Source organism: Nitratireductor alexandrii, assembly GCF_004000215.1.
Lineage (GTDB): Bacteria > Pseudomonadota > Alphaproteobacteria > Rhizobiales > Rhizobiaceae > Mangrovimarina > Mangrovimarina alexandrii.
This window is the reverse complement of sequence record NZ_RBVY01000009.1, coordinates 107,686-127,625: the sequence shown is the minus strand read 5'-3', so window position 1 is coordinate 127,625 and position 19,940 is coordinate 107,686. Positions and strand designations below refer to the sequence as shown.

Below are 19,940 nucleotides of genomic sequence, written 5' to 3'. Positions count from 1 at the left end.
CCGTGGGATATGGCGCGGCGAAATGCTATGCCGACGACCCGCCGCCTGCAAAGTCGAGACGCTTGGTCCAGGCCGAACCTGCTGACAAACCCGGACGGCACGAAAGCGGCGCCCGGCGCCGTCGTTCAAAGGCCGATCAGGGCGGGCAGATCACGCATGTCGTCGAACAGGATGCCGCCGGCTTCACGCAGCCCGTCGCGATCGGCCATCGGATCGCCGGCATATGACAGCACCGTCATGCCCGCCGCCTTGCCGGCCCGGGTGCCGGGCACGGAATCCTCCACGACGATCGCGGCCTCGGGCGGATGCCCCATCGCCGCGGCCGCATGCAGGAACAGATCGGGGGCGGGCTTGCCGCGCGCGACCATGGTGGCGGAAAACAAGGCGTGTTCGAACAGCGGCAGAAGCCCGGTCGCGCCGAGCGTGATGTGCATCTTGGAAATGCGCGCCGAGGTCGCCACGCAATAGGCAATGCCGGCGTCGCGCACCGCCTCGACGGCCTGCCTGACATGCGGGATCGGCTCGACCTGGTCCGCAAACAGCGCCGGCAGGCCCTCGTTCCAGCGATCGACGAAATCGGCACCGAGCCTGACTCCGGAAGCCTCGATCTCTTCTTGAACCGATGTCAGCGAGCGGCCGGAAAAATGGCACCGGCAATAGGCGTAATCGGTGGCGAAACCCGCCTCGTTGAACAATTCGACCAGACGGCGATTGGCGATGGTCTCGGTGTCGACCAGCACCCCGTCGCAATCGAACAGCACGAGCCGGGGCGGCATCGTCACGCCGTGCCCGTGGAACCGAACCCGCCGGCGCCGCGCCCGGTCGCCGTCGCCTGCTCGCGCTCCTCGAGCGGCAGGCGCGAAACCGGCGCCAGCACCAGTTGGGCAATACGCAGGCCGCGCGTGACCGCAAAATCCTCCTCGCCGAGATTGACGAGCAGGACCTTCACCTCGCCGCGATAGTCGCTGTCGATGGTGCCGGGGGCATTCAAGCAGGTGATGCCGTTCTTCAGCGCCAGGCCCGAGCGCGGCCGCACCTGGCCCTCGTAGCCGTCGGGGATCTCGAAGATAAAGCCGGTCGGCACCAGGGCGCGCCGCCCCGGCAGCACGATGATCTGTCGGTCTTCGGGAACGGCCGCGCGCAGATCCAGCCCGGCGGCGCCGGCACTGGCATAGGCGGGTCGGTCGAGGCCGGCGGCGTGCGGCAGGCGGATAATGCCGAGAGCGGTGGTCATGGCGTTCCTTTGCCGGACGCCGCGCGCGCGGTCAACGGCCCGGTTTCCGCATACGGGCGCGGCGCGGCAAAAAACCGGCTTAAGACATGTCGCTCGTGCCGCGCCGACGCAGCGGCAGCATCGCCACGATCCCGACCGCGGGTCCAAGGGCAAGCCCGGCCAGCACCGCCGGCCAGCCGAACGCCTCGGCCGCCAGCGGCGTGAGCTGGACGGTGGCGATCGTCAAGGTGAAGCCGAGCGCGGTCTGGAAGGTCATCAGGCTGCCGACGAGTTCGGGCGGCGCATTGTCGGCGACGATGGCAGAAAACTGCGCCGAATCGGGGATGACGGCGATGCCCCAGAGCGCGACCAGCGCGAAGGTGAGCCAAGGCGGACCGCCGAAGGTCAAGGCGGTCAACAAAGCGGCGGCACCGCTGACCGCCATCGCGACTATGGTGATCTCTGCCTTGCCGACGCGGTCGGCGTACCAGCCGGCCGGCACGCAGAACAAAGCTCCGAGCGCGATCGCCGCGAACATGCTCAGCTTGGCCAGGCTCTCGGCGGCGAGCGTGTCCATCGACACGGCATAGGAGACGGTCAGCGCCGCGCCGACCCAGGCCCACATCGCGAACAGCTCCCACATATGGCCGAAATAGCCCAGATAGGCCCGCCGGATACGCGGATGCGTCCAGGCGATCCGGATGGCGAAAGGATCGAAGCGCGGTGCGCGGGCATGGTGCGGCCCGAGACCGGCCGCCAGCACAAGAAGCCCACCGGCAGCGGCAATAACGGAGATCAGCGCCACCGTCGGCCGCCACGCGGTCCCGCCGAGATAGGCGGCGAGATAGGGCATCGCCTTGCCGACGGTGAGCGCGCCGACCAGCAACCCAACGAGCAGGCCCCGATCGCGCAGGCCCCAGCCGACGGCGATCTTCATGCCGACCGGGTAGACGCCGGCCAGCAGCGCGCCGGTAACGACGCGCGCGGCGATCGCACCGTTGCCGCCGGGCGGCAGGACGAGAAGGGCCAGATTGGCAAGCGCGGCGGCGAGCGCGCAGGCCGCGAAAACCCGTCGCGGGTCGAGCCGGTCGGCAAGGCCCGAAATCGCGATGGCGAGCGCGCCGAGCACGAACCCGGCCTGCACGCCGCTCGACAACAATGCCTGGCGGGTGTCGGAAATCGCCCCGTCGCGCGCCATCTCGGGCAGGATGGCGGCGGAGACGAACCACAGGCTCATCCCGGCCATCTCGGCAGCGACGAGTATCAGGACCGAAACGGCCTTGGCGCCAGAGCCCATGCATCCCCCCTGCCCCAGAATGAACTGTGCGCGCTGGTCGAGAGGCAGGCAAGTGCCAGCGCGTCCGCGCAGCCTCAGCGGTGCTGGATCGGGAGCGTAGTGGTCTCGCGAATTTCCTCCATGACGAAGGACGCCGAGCAGTCCGACAGCGGCACCTTGGCGATCAGGCGTTGATAGAGCCTGTCATAGGCCTTCATATCGGCAACGCGCGCGCGCAGAACATAGTCGAGATCGCCCGACATGCGGTAAATGCCGGTAATCTCCGGCAGAGAGGCCGCCGCGGCGCGGAATTTCTCCAGCCAGCCGGGCTCGTGGCTGGACGTGCGGATCAGCATGAAGACGGAAAGGCCATAACCAAGCTTTTCGGGATCGAGCAGCGCGACCCGTCCCGTAATGACGCCGCTTTCCTCCAGCATGCGCACCCGCCGCCAACAGGCGTTGCGCGACAGGCCGACACGCTGCGAGAGCTGCTCGGCCGACAAAGTGGCGTCGAGCTGAAGTTCGGCCAGAATTCGTCGATCAATCGTATCGAGATCAATCTTCATGAAAGGACAATTGTCTCATAGAGGGGCGTTTTTCAATACAATTTTGGGAATTTCTTATCGCATAGAGGAACTATTCTGTTTGCGAAATTCGGACGCCCGCCGTTCGCGGCGGCATAGGCAGGAGGACGCGCATGCAGACACGACTGGCAAAGCTGTTTACCGACCATCCGGCTTCGGTCGACGAAACCTATTTCGGCCATATGGCGTTCGCGTTGTGGTTTGGCGGGCGCCTGGCCCTGGCGGCGCTCGCCGCGCTGGGACATGCCTTCCTGCCTTTCGCCTTTCAAACCACGGCCAGCCGGATCGTACGCGACCTGTTCGAGCACACGCACCGCAGAGGCGCGAACGGGCCGGAGGTCGGCCGGTCTCGGGCGTGCCAAGAAGACAGGGCTATTGCCAGCGGAAGCTGACGGCCCCTTCCGCCACGAGGTCGAGATAATGCCGGTGGCCGAGGCAGTCGCCGGCCGCCTTCTTGTAGTCGCGCACATGGGCGTCGACCGCCTTGCGGGCATGGGCGCGCACTTTCGGACTGGCGGCCATCTCGGTCTTGGCCACGGTGCGCTGCAAATGACCGAGCCCGTCGAGCACCGGATAAAAAAGCTGTTCGTTGATGTGCGGCAGGTCGCCCGGAAAAGGCTGAAAATCGGCGCGGCGCGGCATGTTTTCGGTGCAAAAGGCGAGCATGTCGCGGGTGGCCTCGTTCATGCATTCGCCACGGGCATGCCGCCAGAACGGTTCGTCGCGCTCGCCGACATAATGCAGGTTGATGAAGTCGCGGAAATCGCCGAGCTGGCGTGACACGGCGTCATTGTAACGTTGCCGCATTGTGTCGTCGGCATGGCCAGCCTTGTCGAAAAAGAAGCGGGTGAACAGCATCAACTGCACGATCGTGCCGTGAATCGAGGTCGCCTCCAGCGGCTCCAGAAAACTCGACGACAGGCCGAGCGCCAGGCAATTGCCGATCCAGGCGCGGTCGAGGCGGCCGCTGTCGAAGCGCAAATCGGCACGCGGCTCGATCTCGCGGCCGAGTGCGCGTTCGATCTCACACTTGGCCTCGTCAGGCGTGGTAAACGCGTCGGAATAGACGTAGCCGCAGCCGATACGCTCCCGGGTGGGGACCGCCCACATCCAGCCAGCCTCCTGCGCCCAGGCCAGGGTGAAGGGGGCGATGTCTTCCGTCTCGTCATGGTCGAGCCAGAACGGCATGGCGCGGTTCACCGGCAGGTGGTCCTGGTAAGACATCCATTTCGCGCCCATGCCCTCGCCGATCAGCTTGCGCCGGAAACCGGTACAGTCGACGAAAAAATCGCCGGCGAGTTCGGTGCCGTCGGTCATCACCAGAGCCTCGATAGTACCGGTCTCGGCATCGCGGCGCAGATCGGCGACCTCGGCGTCGATCAGTTGCACACCGGCGGTGATCTCGCGCAGATAGGCGCCCACCTTAGCTTGGTCGAAATGGAAAGCGTGCTGGAACGGTCCGGCCGGGACGAGCTCGTCGCCATCGAGGCCGAAGGGCGATTTGCGGCGCTGCATAAGTTCGCCGAACAAATGGATATCGGCAACGCTGCGGCCGGTCGACACGGCATAGATGTGTAGCATCGACTGCTGTTCGCCGGGCATGAACTGCCGCGACAACGCCAAAAGATTGGGGTCGTCGATCGGCCCGTCATAGCAGTGGCCCTTGCGGCGCCAATCCTTGTGTCGGATGCCGAACTTGACGGTCGCGCCGGTCCTGCGCACGAAATCGGTCTCGTCGATGCCCAGATCCATCAGCACCTGACGGAACACGGCGGTCGTGCCCTCCCCCACGCCGATCGTCGGAATGCGGCTCGATTCGACCACCACGATGTCGAGTGCCATGTCGGCGCTCGCGGCGTGACGCTGAAGCATCAGCGCCGCGATCCATCCGGCTGTCCCGCCTCCAACGACGACAAGCCGGGCTCCCCCCTCAGCCATCATCCTCCCGATATGATTGCTGTCCCCACTGCTGTCATCCAACTGACATATAGTGATACTGTCAACCGTCAGTGTACAAACAATAGGCAGGCCTCCCCAGGATGTTTGCCGACGAAGAGCCGATACGCTTTGCGACCGCCCGACGCTTGCTGTAGTAAGGGAGCGCAGCATCGACCCGGGGCAGGTTCGAACCTTGGCGCCAACAAAACCCACCATCCCAACGACGCGACCCCGCCGCAAACCGGTGCCGCTGGTCGGATTGGCTGTCGCGCTCGCGTGCGTTGCGGGGGCTGCCCAGGCCGCCAACTGCCGCAGCGCGCCCGTTCCCGGCATCGACTGGCGCGACTGCAACAAGAGCAGGCTGATCCTGAAGGATGCCAATCTGGAAGGGGCCACGCTCGTCGACACGGATTTCAGCGAAACCGATCTGCGCGGCGCGCGCCTGAATTCAGCCAATCTGGAAAAGGCGACACTGTTGCGCGCCTCGCTTGCCGGCGCCAGCGCCGAAAAAGCCAATTTCGGCAAGGTGGAGGCCTATCGCAGCGACCTGTCGGGCCTGTCGGCCGAAAACGCGTCCTTTGCCAGCGCCGAGTTGCAGCGCAGCCGGTTCATCGATGCCTGGCTGAAAGGCGCGGATTTCCAGAAAGCCGAACTCGGCCGGGCCGAGTTTTCCGGATCGGCACTGGCAAACAACAGTTTCGCGCTCGCCAACCTGTCGCGGGCGGATTTTCGCGGCACGACGCTGGAAGGCCCGGTCGACTTCGCCGGCGCCTTCCTGTTCCTGACCCGGTTCGAGGGCGTCGATCTCGGGGCGGCGACCGGATTGCGGCAGGAGCAGATCGAGATTGCCTGCGGCGACGCGGCAACCAAGCTGCCGCGGGGATTGACGGCGCCGCGGAACTGGCCTTGCGCCTTCGAATAATCCAAGGCCGCCTGTCCGGCAGGGCCGCCGCGGCCGGACAATTCCCGTTCGACAGGCGCGACCGGCGCGGTTATAAGCGCGCCATTCAACGGACATCCTCGACATGGCAGAGACACTCGAAAAGGCCGTTGCGCGCCGCCGGACCTTCGCGATCATTTCTCACCCGGACGCGGGCAAGACCACGCTGACGGAAAAGCTGCTTTTGTTTGGCGGTGCGATCCAGCTCGCCGGCGAGGTCAAGGCCAAGAAGGACAAGATCCAGACACGTTCGGACTGGATGAAGATCGAGCGCGAGCGCGGCATTTCGGTCGTCACCTCGGTGATGACGTTCGAATATGGCGACCATGTCTTCAACCTGCTCGACACGCCGGGCCACGAGGATTTCGCCGACGACACCTACCGCACGCTGACGGCGGTGGATTCGGCGGTCATGGTGATCGACGCGGCCAAGGGCATCGAGCCGCGCACGCTGAAACTGTTCGAAGTATGCCGGCTGCGCGACATCCCGATCGTCACGTTCGTCAACAAGATGGACCGCGAGACCCGCGACCCGTTCGAGATCCTCGACGAGATCGAGGCCAAGCTCGCGCTCGACACGGCGCCGGTGACCTGGCCGATCGGGCGCGGCAAGACGTTTGCCGGCACCTACCATCTCGCCGACAATGCGGTCCGGCGCGGCGACGACCAGGTCGAGCGCCTGCCGGTCAACGGGCCTGACTCCAACCGCGTGGCCGGGCTTTTGCCGGAAAACGAGCGCGCCGATTTCATCGAGGAGCTGGAGCTTGCGCGCGGCGCGTGCCGACCGTTCGACCTGCAGGCTTTTCGCGAGGGGCACCTGACGCCAGTCTATTTCGGTTCCGCGCTCAGAAATTTCGGCGTGCGCGACCTGATCGACGCGCTGGGGGCGTTTGCCCCGCAGCCGCGCGCCCAGGAGGCCGATGCACGCAGGGTCGAGGCGAGCGAACCGAAAATGACCTCGTTCGTGTTCAAGATCCAAGCTAATATGGACCCCAACCATCGCGACCGGATCGCCTTCGTGCGGGTCTGTTCGGGCAAGCTCGCGCGCGGCATGAAGGCCAAGTTGGTCAGGACCGGCAAGCCGATGAGCCTGTCGGCGCCACAGTTCTTCTTCGCCAAGACGCGCGTCACCGCCGACGAGGCCTATGCCGGCGACGTGGTCGGCATTCCCAATCACGGCACGCTGAGGATCGGCGATACGCTGACGGAAGGCGAAGAACTCTATTTCCGCGGCGTGCCCAATTTCGCGCCCGAAATCCTGCGCCGGGTGCGGCTCGGCGACCCGATGAAGGCCAAGAAGCTGCGGGAAGCGCTGCAGCAGATGGCCGAGGAAGGCGTGGTGCAGCTTTTCCTGCCCGAGGACGGCTCGCCGGCGATCGTCGGCGTCGTCGGCGCGCTGCAGCTCGACGTCTTGAAGGTCCGGCTCGAGGTGGAATATTCGCTGCCGGTGGATTTCGAGACGGCGCGGTTTTCGGTCTGCCGGTGGATCACCGCCGACAAGGACGAATTGCAGCGCTTCATCGATGCGCATCGCGGCGACATCGCCCGCGACCTCGACGGCGACCCGGTGTTTCTCGCGCCACACGAATTCGGCCTCACCTACGAGGCCGAGCGCTGGAAAGCGGTTCGCTTCGACGCCGTCAAGGATTACCAGGCCCGGGACGCGGCGTAGCGGCAGCGTTCGGCGACGCGCGGGAACGGAATTCCGTTTTCGTCTCGTTCGGAACGGTTTCATTCCCGACCGCGACGAAATGCGCGGTCCATTTCCTCGAATCGTCTTGGAATTCGGCTATGATCGCACCGACATAAACACCCGGACATGCGATCCGGACGAACAGCAAGGAGACCGCCATGGGTTTGCGCATCAACGACACGATCCCCAATCTCACCGTCGAAACCGATCAGGGCACGTTCAAGCTGCATGACTGGATCGGCGACAGCTGGGCGATCCTGTTTTCCCACCCGAAGGACTTCACGCCGGTCTGCACCACGGAATTCGGCGCGGTCGCGCAGCTCGACGACGAATGGACCAAGCGCGGCACCAAGGTGATCGGCATTTCGGTCGACGGCGTCGAGGACCACAAGAAATGGAAGGGCGACATCGAGAAGGTCGGCGGCGCGCAGGCCAAGTTTCCGATCATCGCCGACGAGGGGCTCGCGGTTTCCAAGGCGTTCGACATGCTGCCGGCCGAAGCCTACCTGCCGGACGGTCGCACGCCCAACGACAGCGCCACCGTGCGCTCGGTGTTCATCATCGGTCCCGACAAGCAGCTCAAGCTGTCGATGACCTATCCGATGAATGTCGGCCGCAACTTCGCCGAGGTGCTGCGGGCGCTTGACGCGCTGCAGACGGCGGCCAAGCACACCATCGCCACGCCGGCCAACTGGAATGTCGGCGACGACGTCATCATCCCGACCTCGGTCGGCGACGAGGCGGCGAAGCAGAAGTTCGGCGCCTTCGATACGGTGCTGCCCTATCTGCGCAAGACCAAGCAGCCGGCCGCCTGAGCGAGCGCTCGCCTATATTTGACGAAAGGCCGGTCCCGCACCGGCCTTTTTTCGGACCCGTTATTATACCGAACGGTTGACAATTATGCGGCCTCGCATTAATTCAACCTAATGGTTGAACAAGCAAACGGCTCCCTGGATATTGTCTTTCATGCCCTGTCGGATCGCACGCGGCGCGGCATGCTGGCCCGGCTTCGCGACGGCGCACTCAGCGTCGGCGAGCTGGCCGCCCCCTATGCGATGAGCTTCGCCGGCGCGGCCAAGCACGTGAAGGTACTGGAACGCGCCGGCCTGGTGCGGCGCGAGGTGCGCGGACGCACGCATCTGTGCCGTCTCGAGGCGACGCGGCTCGCCGAGGCGCAGGCCTGGCTCAACCATTACGAACGCTTCTGGACCCGCGGGCTCGACCGTCTCGAAACCCTGCTCAAGGCCGAGGACGCACAGGCGCGGCAAACCGCGCCGGCAAATTCGTCCCGCCCCACCCCGTCGCGCAATCAAGAAAGGAAGGGCGATGTTTGATGAGAGCTACGGCGTCGCGACGGCGGCCGACACGGTACGCCTGGAGCGCCGACTGCCGGGCCCGGCCGAACGAATCTGGGCCTATCTGACACAGGCCGACAAGCGCCGGCAATGGCTCGCCGACGGCGACATGGAGCTGCGCGCCGGCGGCGCGGTGCGGCTCGTGTTCCGCCACGCCAATTTCACCGACGAGGCCCCGCCGGCACGCTATTGCGAGATGAACGAGAACGGCGTTGCGGCCGAAGCCCGCATTCTGGAATGCGATCCGCCGCGCGTGCTTGCCATGACCTGGCCGGGCGACGGCGAGGACAGTGTGGTGCGGTTCGAGCTTTTCCCGGACGGAGACGAGGTCTTGCTGGTGGTGACCCACACGCGGCTCGCCGATGCCGACGCAATGGCCAATGTTTCCAGCGGCTGGCATGCCCATCTCGCCGTCCTGGAGGCCGCTCTCGCAGGCACGGCGACACCGCCCTTCTGGTCGCGCATCACCGCGCTGGAGGCGGACTACAAGGAGCGCTTCGCCCGGACTTAAGCATGCCGGAGCCGGAGCCGCGTCGGCGGAGCAGGCATTGCCCGCTCCCGTACGGCGACCCTTCGATGCCAATGGAGGCAGAACATGCTGAAAATCGCACTGACAAGCGTGCTGGTCGACGATCAGGACAAGGCCGAAAAATTCTATACCGACATTCTGGGTTTCGAAAAGAAACAGGATTTCGCGGTCGGCGGCGCACGCTGGCTGACGGTGGCAACGTCCGCAGAGACCGAAGGACCGGAGCTGCTTCTGGAACCGGTCGGTTACGATTTCGCGCGCGACTACCAAAAGGCGCTCTTTGAAGCCGGGATTGCCGCCGCCTCCTTTGCCAGCGACGACATTCAAGCGGACCACAAACGGCTCTGCGCCAAGGGCGTCAGATTTCGCGGCGAGCCGACCGCGATGGAAGGCTTGCCCGCAATCGCGCTTTTCGAGGACACGTGCGGCAATCTCATCCAGATCTTCGAAACCCGGTAAGGCGGCGCGTCATGCGCCGCCTCACGACGGACCCGGTCAGCGCGCCGCGCCTTCGCGAATGAAGGTGCCGGCGTTAAGTTCCGAAAAGGCCTGCATCAGTTCGGCGCGCGTATTCATCACGATCGGTCCGTGCCAGGCGACCGGCTCACGGATCGGCTTGCCGGAAACCAGCAGGAAACGGATGCCGTTTTCGCCGGCCTGCACCACCACCTCGTCGCCGGTGTCGAACACGACCAGCGTGCGGTCGCCGCTCATGTCGCGCAGATGCACCTCGCGGCCGTCGACCTCCTTCTCGAGCAGCACGCCAAACGGCCTCGAAGCGTCGCGAAAGGTTCCCGAACCCTCGAAAATATAGGCGAAGGCGCTGCGATAGGTGTCGACGGGCAGCACCTTGCGCCGGCCCGGCGGCACCCACACATCGAGATATTGCGGATCGGCCGCGATGCCGTCGACCGGGCCGCTCTTGCCCCAGAACTCGCCGACCACCACACGCACCCGGGTGCCGTCATCGTCGACGATCTCGGGTATCTCGGCTGCCTTGACGTCCTGGTAGCGCGGCTGCGTCATCTTGTGGCTCGACGGCAGATTGGCCCAGAGCTGGAAGCCGTGCATGCGTCCGGCCTGATCGCCCTGCGGCATTTCCTGGTGCAGGATGCCGCTGCCGGCCGTCATCCATTGCACGTCGCCGGCGCCGAGCGAGCCGGCATTGCCGAGGCTGTCGGCATGGTCCACGGAACCGGCCAGCACATAGGTGATGGTCTCGATGCCGCGATGCGGATGCCAGGGGAAACCGGCCCGGTAGTCCTCCGGCCGCTCGTTGCGGAAATCGTCGAACAGCAGGAACGGATCGGCGAGCTTGGGATCGCCGAAGCCGAAAGCGCGATCAAGCCTGACGCCGGCGCCCTCGACAGTCGGCTCGGCCTGGCTGAGCTGCTTCACGGGACGAATGGACATTTTCTCTGCCTCCGTGGTTGGGGTCCCGCTCAATATGGCGATACCGGCCGGGTCGCGCAGCGGCGGCAGCGGTGACATAGTGTTCAACATCCGCAATCATCGCCGGGCGGGTTCGATCGCCCAGCAGTCAGCGGCGCATCACGACCACCTGCTCGCCGGCGTATCGGGTCACGGCGAAATCGTGGAAGCCGAGATCGCGGGCAAGCCGTATCGAGCGGACGTGACCGGCGTCGATCAGGCAGGCGAACGGCCGGCTGGGAAACCGCGTCTCCGCCCAGCCTATCGCCGCGCGCGCCGCCTCGCGGGCGAGACCGCGCCCCTGGACGCGCGGCATCACGCCCCACCCGGCCTCCAGCATGCCGGCGATCGGCGGGTCGATGTCGCGGTTGAGTTCCTGCACGCCGGCCTCGCCGATCAGCGTGCCGTCGGCGCGATCGGTCACCACCCAAAAGCCGAAGCCGAGCATCGCCCACAGGCCGCGATGGCGCAGCATGCGCGCCCAAGCCTCTTCGCGGCTGAATGGTTTTCCGCCAACGTAACGCGCCATTTCCGGATCGCCCCACATTGCCGCGTAAGCGTCGAAATCCTCGGGCCGATGGGCGCGCAGCACCAGCCGCTCCGTCTCGAGCGTGGGCGCCTCGAGCACGCCGTCGACGACGCCCTTGTTCACGCCAGCCGCGCCGCGACCAGCGCGGCCAGTCGCGCGGCGACCTCGTCCTTGGTCATTTCCGGCCAGGCGTCGGATCCGTCGCCCGACACGATGCGTACCCGGTTGCGGTCGCCGCCCATCACGCCCGACGCCCCGATGCCGCTGTCATGCGACACGTCGTTGGCCACGATCAGGTCGGCGCCTTTCCTGGCAAGCTTGGCGGCCGCGTTGGTCTCCACGTCGGCGGTTTCGGCGGCGAACCCGATCACCAGGCCCGGCCGTTGCCGATGATGGCCGATCGTGGCCAGAATATCGGGATTTTCCACCATCTGCAGCGCCGGCGGCCCTTCGCCGGCGACTTTTTTGATCTTCTCGCCCGCGGCATCCTGCGTGCGCCAGTCGGCAACGGCGGCGACGAAGATGCCGGCATCGGCCGGCAAGAGCGCAATCACGGCGTCGTGCATCTGGCGCGCGCTCTCGACATGAAGGGTATCGACCCCTGCCGGGTCGGGGATCGCCACCGGACCGGAGACGAGACGGACATCGGCTCCCAGCCGCGCCAGCGCCGCGGCGATCGCATGGCCCTGCTTGCCGGACGAGCGGTTGGCGATATAGCGCACCGGATCGATCGGCTCATGGGTCGGACCAGAGGTCATGACGATCTTCTTGCCGGCGAGCGGCTTCGAACCGCCGTCGAGGCTCGCCTCGATCGCTGCGACGATCTCCAGCGGTTCGGCCATGCGGCCCTCGCCGGCCTCGCCGCTCTCGGCCATCTCGCCGGTGGCCGGGCCGACAAAGACAACGCCGTCGCCGCGCAGCGTCTCGATGTTGCGCCGCGTGGCCGGATGGTTCCACATCGCCGGGTTCATCGCCGGCGCGGCGAGCACCTTCTTGTTGCTGGCAAGCAGCACGGCGGTGGCCAGATCGTTCGCCAGCCCGTGCGCCATCCTGGCCAGGAGATCGGCGCTTGCCGGCGCGATCACGATCAGGTCGGCCTCGCGCGACAGCCGGATATGGCCGACATCGTGCTCGGCCTGGCGGTCGAACAGATCGGTGAAGACGTGATCGGCGGTGAGCGCGCCGACCGAAAGCGGCGTGACGAACTGATGCGCGGCCTCGGTCATCACGCAGCGCACATGCGCGCCGCGCTCGCGCAGGCGGCGGATCAGGTCGAGCGACTTGTAGGCCGCTATACCGCCGGAAATGATCAACAGGATGCGCGTGCCGGAAAAGGTCATAGGGCCGCCTCCCATGGATTAATGAGATCGATCCCACAATCCTCGAAATCGCGGACATTGCGGGTGACAAGAGGGAGCTGATGTGCCGCCGCTATCGCGGCGATCTGTGCATCGGGTTCGGTGATTGGCCGCCCCATTCGGCGCCGCCGTGCCGCGATACCGGCATAATGCAATGCCTCCTCCTTGCCAAAGGACAGTATGGCCGCCGCGCCGCCGGCGTCGACGAACGCGTCGATCATCACCGTGAGCGCCTCTCGTCGACGCCCCTCGGGCATAAGGGCCAGCCCTAGATAAAGCTCGCCGACGACGATCGATGAAAGCAACAGCGCCGAGCGCGGCGTTTCTTCAAGAAAGCGCACGACACCCGCGTCAGGCTTCGGCCTGAACATTTCCGAGACCAGATTGGTGTCGATGAGGAACATCCCCACTATCAATCGAAGACTGGTCGATCACCCGCAATCGCCTTGCGCTCCGGGACATCGAGGTCGAACGTACCATATTCTTCCCGTAGCTTGCGGATGCCTTCCCAGGCACTCTGGCGGGATGGCCGGCCGGCAGCGGAAAGATCGTCCAGAGCGATATCTGAAGTGACGACAGCGCGCAGGATCGACCGGGCCTCCTCTTCCATCGACGCGCCACGCCTTGCCGCCCTGAGCCTCAGGCCGCTCTTCACCTCGGTCTCGATGTTGCGGATCGTTAGTGACGCCATGGTCCGGCTCCGTTTGATTGCAATGTATGCATCGCAATCATTGCAGTCAATCCAGCGCCCAGGCGATCCACACCAGCGTCGCCGCGATCACCCAAAGCGCGATGCGGCCGGAGCGGGCGGCGCGCGCCTCGGCCTTGCCGATCGCCTTGGCCGTCGCGTCGTCGAAACGCAGGCCGTGCTCGGCCATATGGTCGATCTCGCGCGACAGTTTTTCGGTGCGCGCCGCCAGTTCGGGCGCCTGGCGGGCCAACGACAGCACGGCTGCAACGCCGTCGCGCGCATCCGACAGCATGCCCTGGGGCCCGAGATGCGAGGCAATCCACTCGCGCACCACCGGCTCGGCCGCCTTCCACATGTTGAAGGCCGGATCGAGCGAGCGCGACACCCCCTCGACCACGACCATGGTTTTTTGCAACAACACCAGCTCGGTGCGCGTGGTCATGTCGAAAAGCTCGGTGACCTCGAACAGCAGCGTCAACAGCCGGGCCATGGAGATCGTCTCGGCGGGCTGACCGTGGATCGGCTCGCCGATCGCGCGGATCGCCTGGGCAAAGGCGGCAACGTCGTGGTTGGCCGGCACGTAACCGGCCTCGAAATGCACCTCGGCCACCCGACGATAGTCGCGCGTGATGAAACCATAGAGGATTTCGGCCAGGAAGCGGCGTTCCTTCTTGCCGAGGCGGCCGGTGATGCCGAAATCGACCGCCACGATGGTGCCGTCGGCCTGGACGAACAGGTTTCCGGGATGCATGTCGGCATGGAAGAAACCGTCGCGCAGGGTGTGACGCAGGAAGGTCTGGATCAGCGAAACGGAAAGTGCCTCCAGGTCGTGGCCGGCCGCGCGCACACCCTCGATATCGGAAAGCTTGACGCCGTCTATCCATTCGAGCGTAAGCACGTCGCGGCCGGTCCGCGCCCAGTCGACCGTCGGCACGCGAAAGCCGGGATCGTCCTTGGTGTTTTCCGCGATCTCCGACAGCGCGGCCGCCTCCAGCCTGAGATCCATCTCGATCTTGGTGGTCTGGGCCAGGGTCTGGGTGACCTCGACCGGACGCAGGCGACGGGAAGCGGGGATGAACCGTTCCTGGAGGCGCGCGGCGACGAAATAGCTTTCGAGGTCGTGGAAGAAGCGGCGCCGAACGCCGGGACGGATCACCTTGACGGCGACCGGAGCGCCGGTCTCGACGCTGGTGGCGCGATGGACCTGGGCGATCGAGGCGGCGGCCACCGGATCGCCGAACGTGCCGTAGAGTTGGTCGACCGGCCTGCCGAGCGAGGCCTCGACGGTCGCCACGGCCTGCGCGCGCGGAAAGGTTTCCATACGGTCCTGGAGACTGGCGAGGTCGAGCGCGACATCCGCGCCGACAACGTCGGGACGGGTTGCCAGGAACTGGCCGAGCTTGACATAGGACGGCCCCAGCCGCGCCGCGGCCTTGGACAGGTTCTCCGAGCGATCGCGCCCCGCCGCACGGCGCCGGGCGAGGATCCGCGACAGCCGCCAACCCAGTTTCGGCAGGCCGACGAGCTGGTCGCCGGGAAGGGCGGCGAAAACGCCCTCGCGCACCATGACCCAGCCCGCGCGTGCGAGCCGGAAATAAGCCCCGGCCGTGCTCATTGCGGATCCGTCCTCAAAGTTTCCAGCCGGAATGCAGCGCCGCGATGCCGCCGGTATAGTTGCGGTAGGTGACCCGGTCGAAGCCGGCCGCCGCGATCATGGCGGCGAAGTCGCGCTGGTTGGGGAATTTGCGGATCGATTCGACCAGGTAGCGATAGGGCTCCGCCTCGCCGGCGACCGCGCGGCCGATGCGCGGGATCGCCTCGAACGACCAGAATTCGTAGGCACGGTCGAGCAGCGGCATCTCGACGTCGGAAAATTCCAGGCACAGAAAACGGCCGCCCGGCTTGAGCACGCGAAAAGCCTCCGAAAGGGCCTTGTCGATCACCGGCACGTTGCGGATGCCGAAGGCGATCGTATAGGCGTCGAAACTGTCGTCCGCAAACGGCAGATCCTGCGCATCGGCCTCGACGAAATCGACATTGTCGTCATAGCCGCGCTTGGCCGCGCGCTCTCTGCCGACGGCCAGCATCTCGCCATTGATGTCGAGCACCGTGGCGTGGGCCTGGCGCCCCGACGCCTCGACGATGCGAAAGGCGATGTCGCCGGTGCCGCCGGCCACGTCGAGCACCCGGTAGTCCGCCCGCTTCGGCGGGTTGAGCCAGGTGACCATGGCGTCCTTCCAGACCCTGTGCAGGCCCGCCGACATGAAATCGTTCATGACGTCGTAGCGGCGCGCGACCTTGTCGAACACCTCGTTGACCATGGGCTGCTTGTCCGCCGCCGCGACGGCGCGAAAGCCGAAGGAATGTTCCATACCGCCCGCGGCGGTCGTTCGCTTTTCGGACATCAATCCCGATCCATAGAAACCGGCCGGACCATAGCCGATGATCCCGCGTGGCGCTATTGTCGCGAGCGCGGTGATCCGCCGCGCCCGAATCACTCCAGCCTGGCGAGGAACCATGGTCCTGAAAGCCGAGATCCACTGCCATATCGAGGGCGCGGCGGCGCCGGATCTCGTGCTGAGCCAGGCACGGAAATACGGCGCCGACATCTCCGGCTTCATACGCGACGACGCGTTCGTCTGGCACGATTTCACCAGCTTTCTGACGGCCTACGACGCCGCATCGAGCCTTTTTCGCGACGAGGGGGACTATGCCCGGCTGGCCGAGCACTACCTGTCCAGCCTGGCGCGCGAGGGTGCGATCTATTCGGAGTTCTTCACCTCTCCCGATCATGCCGAACGTGCCGGCCTGTCGCCGGCGGCCTATACGGCGGCACTCGCCGAGGGCATGCGGCGGGCCAAGGCCAAAACCGGGATCGAAGCGCGCATGATCGTGACCGGCGTGCGCCATTTCGGCGTCGAGGCTGTCGAGGCGGCGGCCCGGTTCGCCGCGCGCTGCGGCGAACCGCTTGTCACCGGTTTCGGCATGGGCGGCGACGAGCGTTTCGGCCAGGCGGAGGATTATGTACGCGCCTTCGAGATCGCGCGCGAGGCAGGGCTCGGGATCACCGTGCATGCGGGCGAATTCGGCGGCTGGGAAAGCGTGAAGGACGCACTCGACCATTTGCGGCCGTCGAGGATCGGCCACGGGGTGCGGGCGATCGAGAATGCGGACCTCGTGCGTCGGATCGTGGCGGAGGGAATCGTGCTGGAATGCTGTCCGGGATCGAATGTGGCGCTGCGGGTTTTCGAGAGTTTCGACGAGCATCCGTTTCCGCAGTTGCGCGCAGCCGGCTGCAAGGTCACGCTGTCTTCGGACGATCCGCCCTATTTCGCCACGTCGATCGGCCGCGAATACGAGATCGCGCGCCAGCATTTCGGGCTCGACGACAAGGCGTTGACCGGGATCACGCGCACCGCGATCACGGCCGCCTTTGTCGACAAGGCCACCAAAGCGGCGCTGCTCGCCCGGCTGGCGCGAAAGACATAGGCGCCGGCGATCGACAATTAATTGTGGTTTGGAGGCGAGGATCGTTTCGCCGGAGGCGTCGAGGGGCTAAAGCTGATCGTCAGCGCGGCCGACAAGAACAGGGGAAACCGGTGTCATGAAGGGCGTAACCGTCATCGACCACCCGCTCGTCCAGCACAAGCTGACCATCATGCGCAACAAGCAGACCTCGACGGCCGGCTTTCGACGCCTGCTGCGCGAGATATCGCTGCTCCTGGGCTACGAGGTGACGCGCGAGCTGGAACTGACCTCGACGCGGATCGACACGCCGCTCCAGCCGATGGACGCGCCCACACTGGAAGGCAAGAAGCTGGTCTTCGCCTCCGTGCTGCGCGCCGGCAACGGTCTTCTGGAAGGGCTGCTCGACCTGGTGCCGGCCGCCCGTGTCGCCCATGTCGGGCTTTACCGTGACCACGACACGCTGGAGGCGGTGGAATACTTCTTCAAGGCGCCGAGCGACCTTGCCGACCGGCTGGTGATCGTGGTCGATCCGATGCTGGCGACGGCCAATTCCGCTATCGCCGCCATCGACAAGTTGAAGGAGCGCGGCGCCACCAATCTGCGGTTCCTGTGCCTTCTGGCCGCTCCCGAGGGCATCGAGCGCTTCACCACCGCCCACCCCGATGTGCCGATCTTCACCGCCGCGATCGACGAGCGCCTGAACGAGAAAGGCTATATCGTACCGGGGCTGGGAGACGCGGGCGACCGCATGTACGGCACCAAATAAGGCGTATTTTTCCGCATTTTTACCGCGAATTAACGCAAAAACGGGGTTCCGGCTCGCCGTTTTTGCACAATTTCGAACGGTTAAAGGCCGGTCAATCAATCGAATCTATGCTTGTCGCCGAGCCTGGATCATGACCGCGCTTCGCGAAGCGCCGGCACGATCCTCCTGTTTGGTTCGGGCGTGAGCGCTTTCGAAGGCCGGATCCCGGCCTCGCGTCTACGCCCCAGGGAACGATTATGCACAAACTGATCGCCCTCAGCATTATTGTCGGCAGCGCGGCGTCGGTGCCGCTGCTTTATCAGGCAAATCCGGATTTGTTCGAGACGATGGTGCGGGATCGTCTCACCGAAAAGCCGGCCCAAAACGCCCAGCCGCAGCTCGCCAAGGCCAGCCAGCCGGCCCCCGTGCGCAAGCAACTGAGCGGCCGCCGGGTCCAGGTGCCGATGGATGCGCGCGGGCATTTCATGGCCGAATTCAAGCTCAACGGCCATCGCGTGGCAGCCATGATCGACACCGGCGCGACGCTGGTGGCCTTCAACCAAACGACGGCGCGCCGAATCGGCATCAAGCTCAGCCAATCCGACTTCCGCTACGAGGTCGACACGGCCAACGGCACGGTTTCGGCAGCGGCGGCCCGGATAGACAGCCTGCAGATCGGCCGCATCCATGTCGAGGACGTCGAGGCGCTGGTGCTCGAAGACAAGGCGCTGTCGAGTACGCTGATCGGCATGAGTTTTATGAAAAAGCTGGCGGCCTTCCGCGTCGAGGACGGCACCATGCTGATGGAACAATAGCGCTCTTTACGTCGATGGCCCGATGCGGCGCGAGACGGGCTTGCGGGGTGAGGGACGCGCCGGCCCGATATCGTAGGCGGCAAGCACGGCACGCGCGGCTGCCTCGGCGTCAGCCTCGCTCCTTGCATGGACCATCGCCAACGGCTCGCCCCTGACCGCCTCGGCGCAGACCGGAGCGAGACCGCTCAGTCCGACTGCGTGATCGACCGGATCGTCGGGGCGGACGCGCCCGCCGCCGAGCGCGACCACGGCAACCCCCAGGCCGCGCGTGTCGATCGCCGTCACGAACCCGTCGGCTGGCGCCGGCACCGCGCGGATAAGCGGAGCGACCGGCAAATGCGCCCGGCAGTCGTCGACGAAATCGGCAGGGCCGCCCAACGCTGCAACCATGCGCGCGAAACGGTCAGCCGCAGCACCGGAGACGAGCGCATCGCGCGCCATCGCGTCGGCCTCGCGGTGAGACGAGGCCAGCGCGGCCGACATCAGCATTTCGGCGGCAAGCGCAAGCGTGACCTCTTCCAGCCGCGGGTCGCGCAAACGGCCGGTCAGAAAGTCGACCGCGTTGACGACCTCGACCGCGTTGCCAGCCGCCGAGGCGAGCGGCTCGTTCATGTCGGTCATCAGCGCCGAAGTCTTCAGCCCAGCGCCATTGGCCACCTCGACCAGGCTCTTGGCCAGCACGGCGGCGTCCCGGCTTTTTTGCATGAAGGCGCCGTTGCCCGACTTCACGTCGAGCACCAGCGCCCCAAGCCCGGCGGCGAGCTTCTTGGACAGGATCGAGGCGGTGATCAGCGGGACCGATTCCACAGTCGCCGTGATGTCGCGCACGGCATAAAACCGCTTGTCGGCCGGCGCCAAATCACCGGTCTGGCCGATGATGGCGCAGCCGGCCGCGCGCACCGCGCGGCGGAAATCGTCATTGTCGGGCTGGCTGCGATAGCCCGGGATCGCGTCCATCTTATCGAGCGTGCCGCCGGTATGGCCGAGGCCGCGGCCGGAGATCATCGGCACATAGGCACCGCAGGCGGCCACGATCGGCGCCAGCATCAAGGAAACGTTGTCCCCGACCCCGCCGGTGGAATGTTTGTCGACGACGGGACCGCCGAGCTCGGCCCACGACAAAACGTCGCCCGAATCGCGCATGGCGAGCGTCAGCGACACCGCCTCGTCGCGGCTCATGCCGTTGAAGAAGACGGCCATGGCGAAAGCCGCCAACTGGCCCTCGGTGACGCGCCCGTCGGTGATGCCGGCGACGAAGGCGGCGATCGCGTCGCCCGGCAACGGCTTGCCGTCGCGCTTCAGGCGGATGAACTCCTGGGGGAGCATCATGCCCCGCGCCCTGCTCCGCCGCCCACCCTGCTTTCGCGGCTCCTCA

Annotated in this window: 23 protein-coding genes; 10 read left to right on the top strand and 13 right to left on the bottom strand. The window is 65.9% G+C overall.

What is annotated here, in order from left to right:
* Positions 1-125: 125 nt before the first annotated feature.
* From EP380_RS19175 to EP380_RS19160, 4 genes are all read right to left on the bottom strand, one after another.
* Positions 126-776, bottom strand: coding sequence for an HAD family hydrolase (locus EP380_RS19175; RefSeq protein WP_127600228.1), 651 nt, complete (start codon positions 774-776; stop codon positions 126-128).
* A gap of 2 nt (positions 777-778) precedes the next feature.
* A complete protein-coding gene (gene dut / locus EP380_RS19170; RefSeq protein ID WP_106572589.1) occupies positions 779-1,234 on the bottom strand; it encodes a dUTP diphosphatase in 456 nt (151 codons plus the stop codon).
* A gap of 79 nt (positions 1,235-1,313) precedes the next feature.
* Positions 1,314-2,510 (bottom strand): MFS transporter, encoded by a 1,197-nt coding sequence (locus EP380_RS19165; RefSeq protein WP_127600105.1) that lies wholly within the window; start codon positions 2,508-2,510, stop codon positions 1,314-1,316.
* Between the two features lie 74 nt (positions 2,511-2,584).
* Positions 2,585-3,055, bottom strand: a complete 471-nt coding sequence (locus tag EP380_RS19160) for an Lrp/AsnC family transcriptional regulator (protein ID WP_106572591.1) — start codon at positions 3,053-3,055, stop codon at positions 2,585-2,587.
* A gap of 131 nt (positions 3,056-3,186) precedes the next feature.
* Here EP380_RS19160 and EP380_RS19155 point away from each other — a divergent pair, with 131 nt between their 5' ends.
* The gene (locus EP380_RS19155; RefSeq protein WP_238719936.1) at positions 3,187-3,465 is read left to right on the top strand and encodes a DUF6356 family protein; all 279 of its coding nucleotides are present in this window, start codon (positions 3,187-3,189) and stop codon (positions 3,463-3,465) included.
* Here EP380_RS19155 and EP380_RS19150 read toward each other — a convergent pair.
* On the bottom strand, positions 3,446-5,011 hold the full coding sequence (locus tag EP380_RS19150; RefSeq protein WP_158264406.1) for a tryptophan halogenase family protein: 1,566 nt from the start codon (positions 5,009-5,011) through the stop codon (positions 3,446-3,448). The two genes, EP380_RS19155 and EP380_RS19150, sit on opposite strands and share 20 nt — an antisense overlap.
* A gap of 250 nt (positions 5,012-5,261) precedes the next feature.
* Here EP380_RS19150 and EP380_RS19145 point away from each other — a divergent pair, with 250 nt between their 5' ends.
* From EP380_RS19145 to EP380_RS19120, 6 genes are all read left to right on the top strand, one after another.
* A complete protein-coding gene (locus tag EP380_RS19145) occupies positions 5,262-5,933 on the top strand; it encodes a pentapeptide repeat-containing protein (RefSeq protein ID WP_420845880.1) in 672 nt (223 codons plus the stop codon).
* A 103-nt stretch (positions 5,934-6,036) separates the two neighbouring features.
* Positions 6,037-7,623, top strand: a complete 1,587-nt coding sequence (locus tag EP380_RS19140) for a peptide chain release factor 3 (protein WP_127600101.1) — start codon at positions 6,037-6,039, stop codon at positions 7,621-7,623.
* Between the two features lie 179 nt (positions 7,624-7,802).
* The gene (locus EP380_RS19135) at positions 7,803-8,459 is read left to right on the top strand and encodes a peroxiredoxin (protein WP_106572594.1); all 657 of its coding nucleotides are present in this window, start codon (positions 7,803-7,805) and stop codon (positions 8,457-8,459) included.
* Positions 8,460-8,570: 111 nt separating this feature from the next.
* Entirely contained in the window at positions 8,571-8,978 is a 408-nt protein-coding gene (locus EP380_RS19130; RefSeq protein WP_127600099.1) for an ArsR/SmtB family transcription factor, read from the top strand.
* Positions 8,971-9,510: an SRPBCC family protein gene (locus EP380_RS19125; RefSeq protein WP_127600097.1), complete on the top strand. Its 540-nt coding sequence runs from the start codon at positions 8,971-8,973 to the stop codon at positions 9,508-9,510. Before EP380_RS19130 ends, EP380_RS19125 begins: the two co-directional genes overlap by 8 nt.
* An 84-nt stretch (positions 9,511-9,594) precedes the next feature.
* The gene (locus tag EP380_RS19120) at positions 9,595-9,987 is read left to right on the top strand and encodes a VOC family protein (protein WP_275069016.1); all 393 of its coding nucleotides are present in this window, start codon (positions 9,595-9,597) and stop codon (positions 9,985-9,987) included.
* Between the two features lie 36 nt (positions 9,988-10,023).
* Here EP380_RS19120 and EP380_RS19115 read toward each other — a convergent pair whose 3' ends face one another.
* From EP380_RS19115 to ubiE, 7 genes are all read right to left on the bottom strand, one after another.
* Positions 10,024-10,941, bottom strand: coding sequence for a pirin family protein (locus tag EP380_RS19115; RefSeq protein WP_127600095.1), 918 nt, complete (start codon positions 10,939-10,941; stop codon positions 10,024-10,026).
* 127 nt (positions 10,942-11,068) lie between these two features.
* Positions 11,069-11,611: a GNAT family N-acetyltransferase gene (locus tag EP380_RS19110; RefSeq protein ID WP_164749920.1), complete on the bottom strand. Its 543-nt coding sequence runs from the start codon at positions 11,609-11,611 to the stop codon at positions 11,069-11,071.
* The gene (coaBC, locus tag EP380_RS19105) at positions 11,608-12,828 is read right to left on the bottom strand and encodes a bifunctional phosphopantothenoylcysteine decarboxylase/phosphopantothenate--cysteine ligase CoaBC (protein WP_127600091.1); all 1,221 of its coding nucleotides are present in this window, start codon (positions 12,826-12,828) and stop codon (positions 11,608-11,610) included. Before coaBC ends, EP380_RS19110 begins: the two co-directional genes overlap by 4 nt.
* The gene (locus tag EP380_RS19100) at positions 12,825-13,250 is read right to left on the bottom strand and encodes a type II toxin-antitoxin system VapC family toxin (protein ID WP_127600089.1); all 426 of its coding nucleotides are present in this window, start codon (positions 13,248-13,250) and stop codon (positions 12,825-12,827) included. Before EP380_RS19100 ends, coaBC begins: the two co-directional genes overlap by 4 nt.
* 8 nt (positions 13,251-13,258) lie before the next feature.
* Positions 13,259-13,537, bottom strand: a complete 279-nt coding sequence (locus EP380_RS19095; RefSeq protein WP_127600087.1) for a FitA-like ribbon-helix-helix domain-containing protein — start codon at positions 13,535-13,537, stop codon at positions 13,259-13,261.
* 46 nt (positions 13,538-13,583) lie between these two features.
* Complete coding sequence (gene ubiB / locus EP380_RS19090; RefSeq protein ID WP_106572601.1) at positions 13,584-15,152, bottom strand: 2-polyprenylphenol 6-hydroxylase; 1,569 nt, start codon at positions 15,150-15,152, stop codon at positions 13,584-13,586.
* Positions 15,153-15,165: 13 nt separating this feature from the next.
* A complete protein-coding gene (gene ubiE / locus EP380_RS19085; protein ID WP_127600085.1) occupies positions 15,166-15,942 on the bottom strand; it encodes a bifunctional demethylmenaquinone methyltransferase/2-methoxy-6-polyprenyl-1,4-benzoquinol methylase UbiE in 777 nt (258 codons plus the stop codon).
* Positions 15,943-16,054: 112 nt separating this feature from the next.
* Between ubiE and EP380_RS19080 the strand changes: the two genes are divergently transcribed.
* The 3 genes from EP380_RS19080 (at position 16,055) to EP380_RS19070 (ending at position 18,565) form a co-directional block, all read left to right on the top strand.
* The gene (locus tag EP380_RS19080) at positions 16,055-17,026 is read left to right on the top strand and encodes an adenosine deaminase (RefSeq protein ID WP_127600083.1); all 972 of its coding nucleotides are present in this window, start codon (positions 16,055-16,057) and stop codon (positions 17,024-17,026) included.
* Between the two features lie 115 nt (positions 17,027-17,141).
* The gene (gene upp / locus EP380_RS19075) at positions 17,142-17,771 is read left to right on the top strand and encodes a uracil phosphoribosyltransferase (RefSeq protein ID WP_127600082.1); all 630 of its coding nucleotides are present in this window, start codon (positions 17,142-17,144) and stop codon (positions 17,769-17,771) included.
* Between the two features lie 236 nt (positions 17,772-18,007).
* Complete coding sequence (locus EP380_RS19070; protein ID WP_338036310.1) at positions 18,008-18,565, top strand: TIGR02281 family clan AA aspartic protease; 558 nt, start codon at positions 18,008-18,010, stop codon at positions 18,563-18,565.
* Between the two features lie 6 nt (positions 18,566-18,571).
* Here the strand turns inward: EP380_RS19070 and deoA are convergent, their stop codons facing one another.
* Positions 18,572-19,891, bottom strand: coding sequence for a thymidine phosphorylase (deoA, locus tag EP380_RS19065; RefSeq protein WP_127600222.1), 1,320 nt, complete (start codon positions 19,889-19,891; stop codon positions 18,572-18,574).
* Positions 19,892-19,940: the final 49 nt, after the last annotated feature.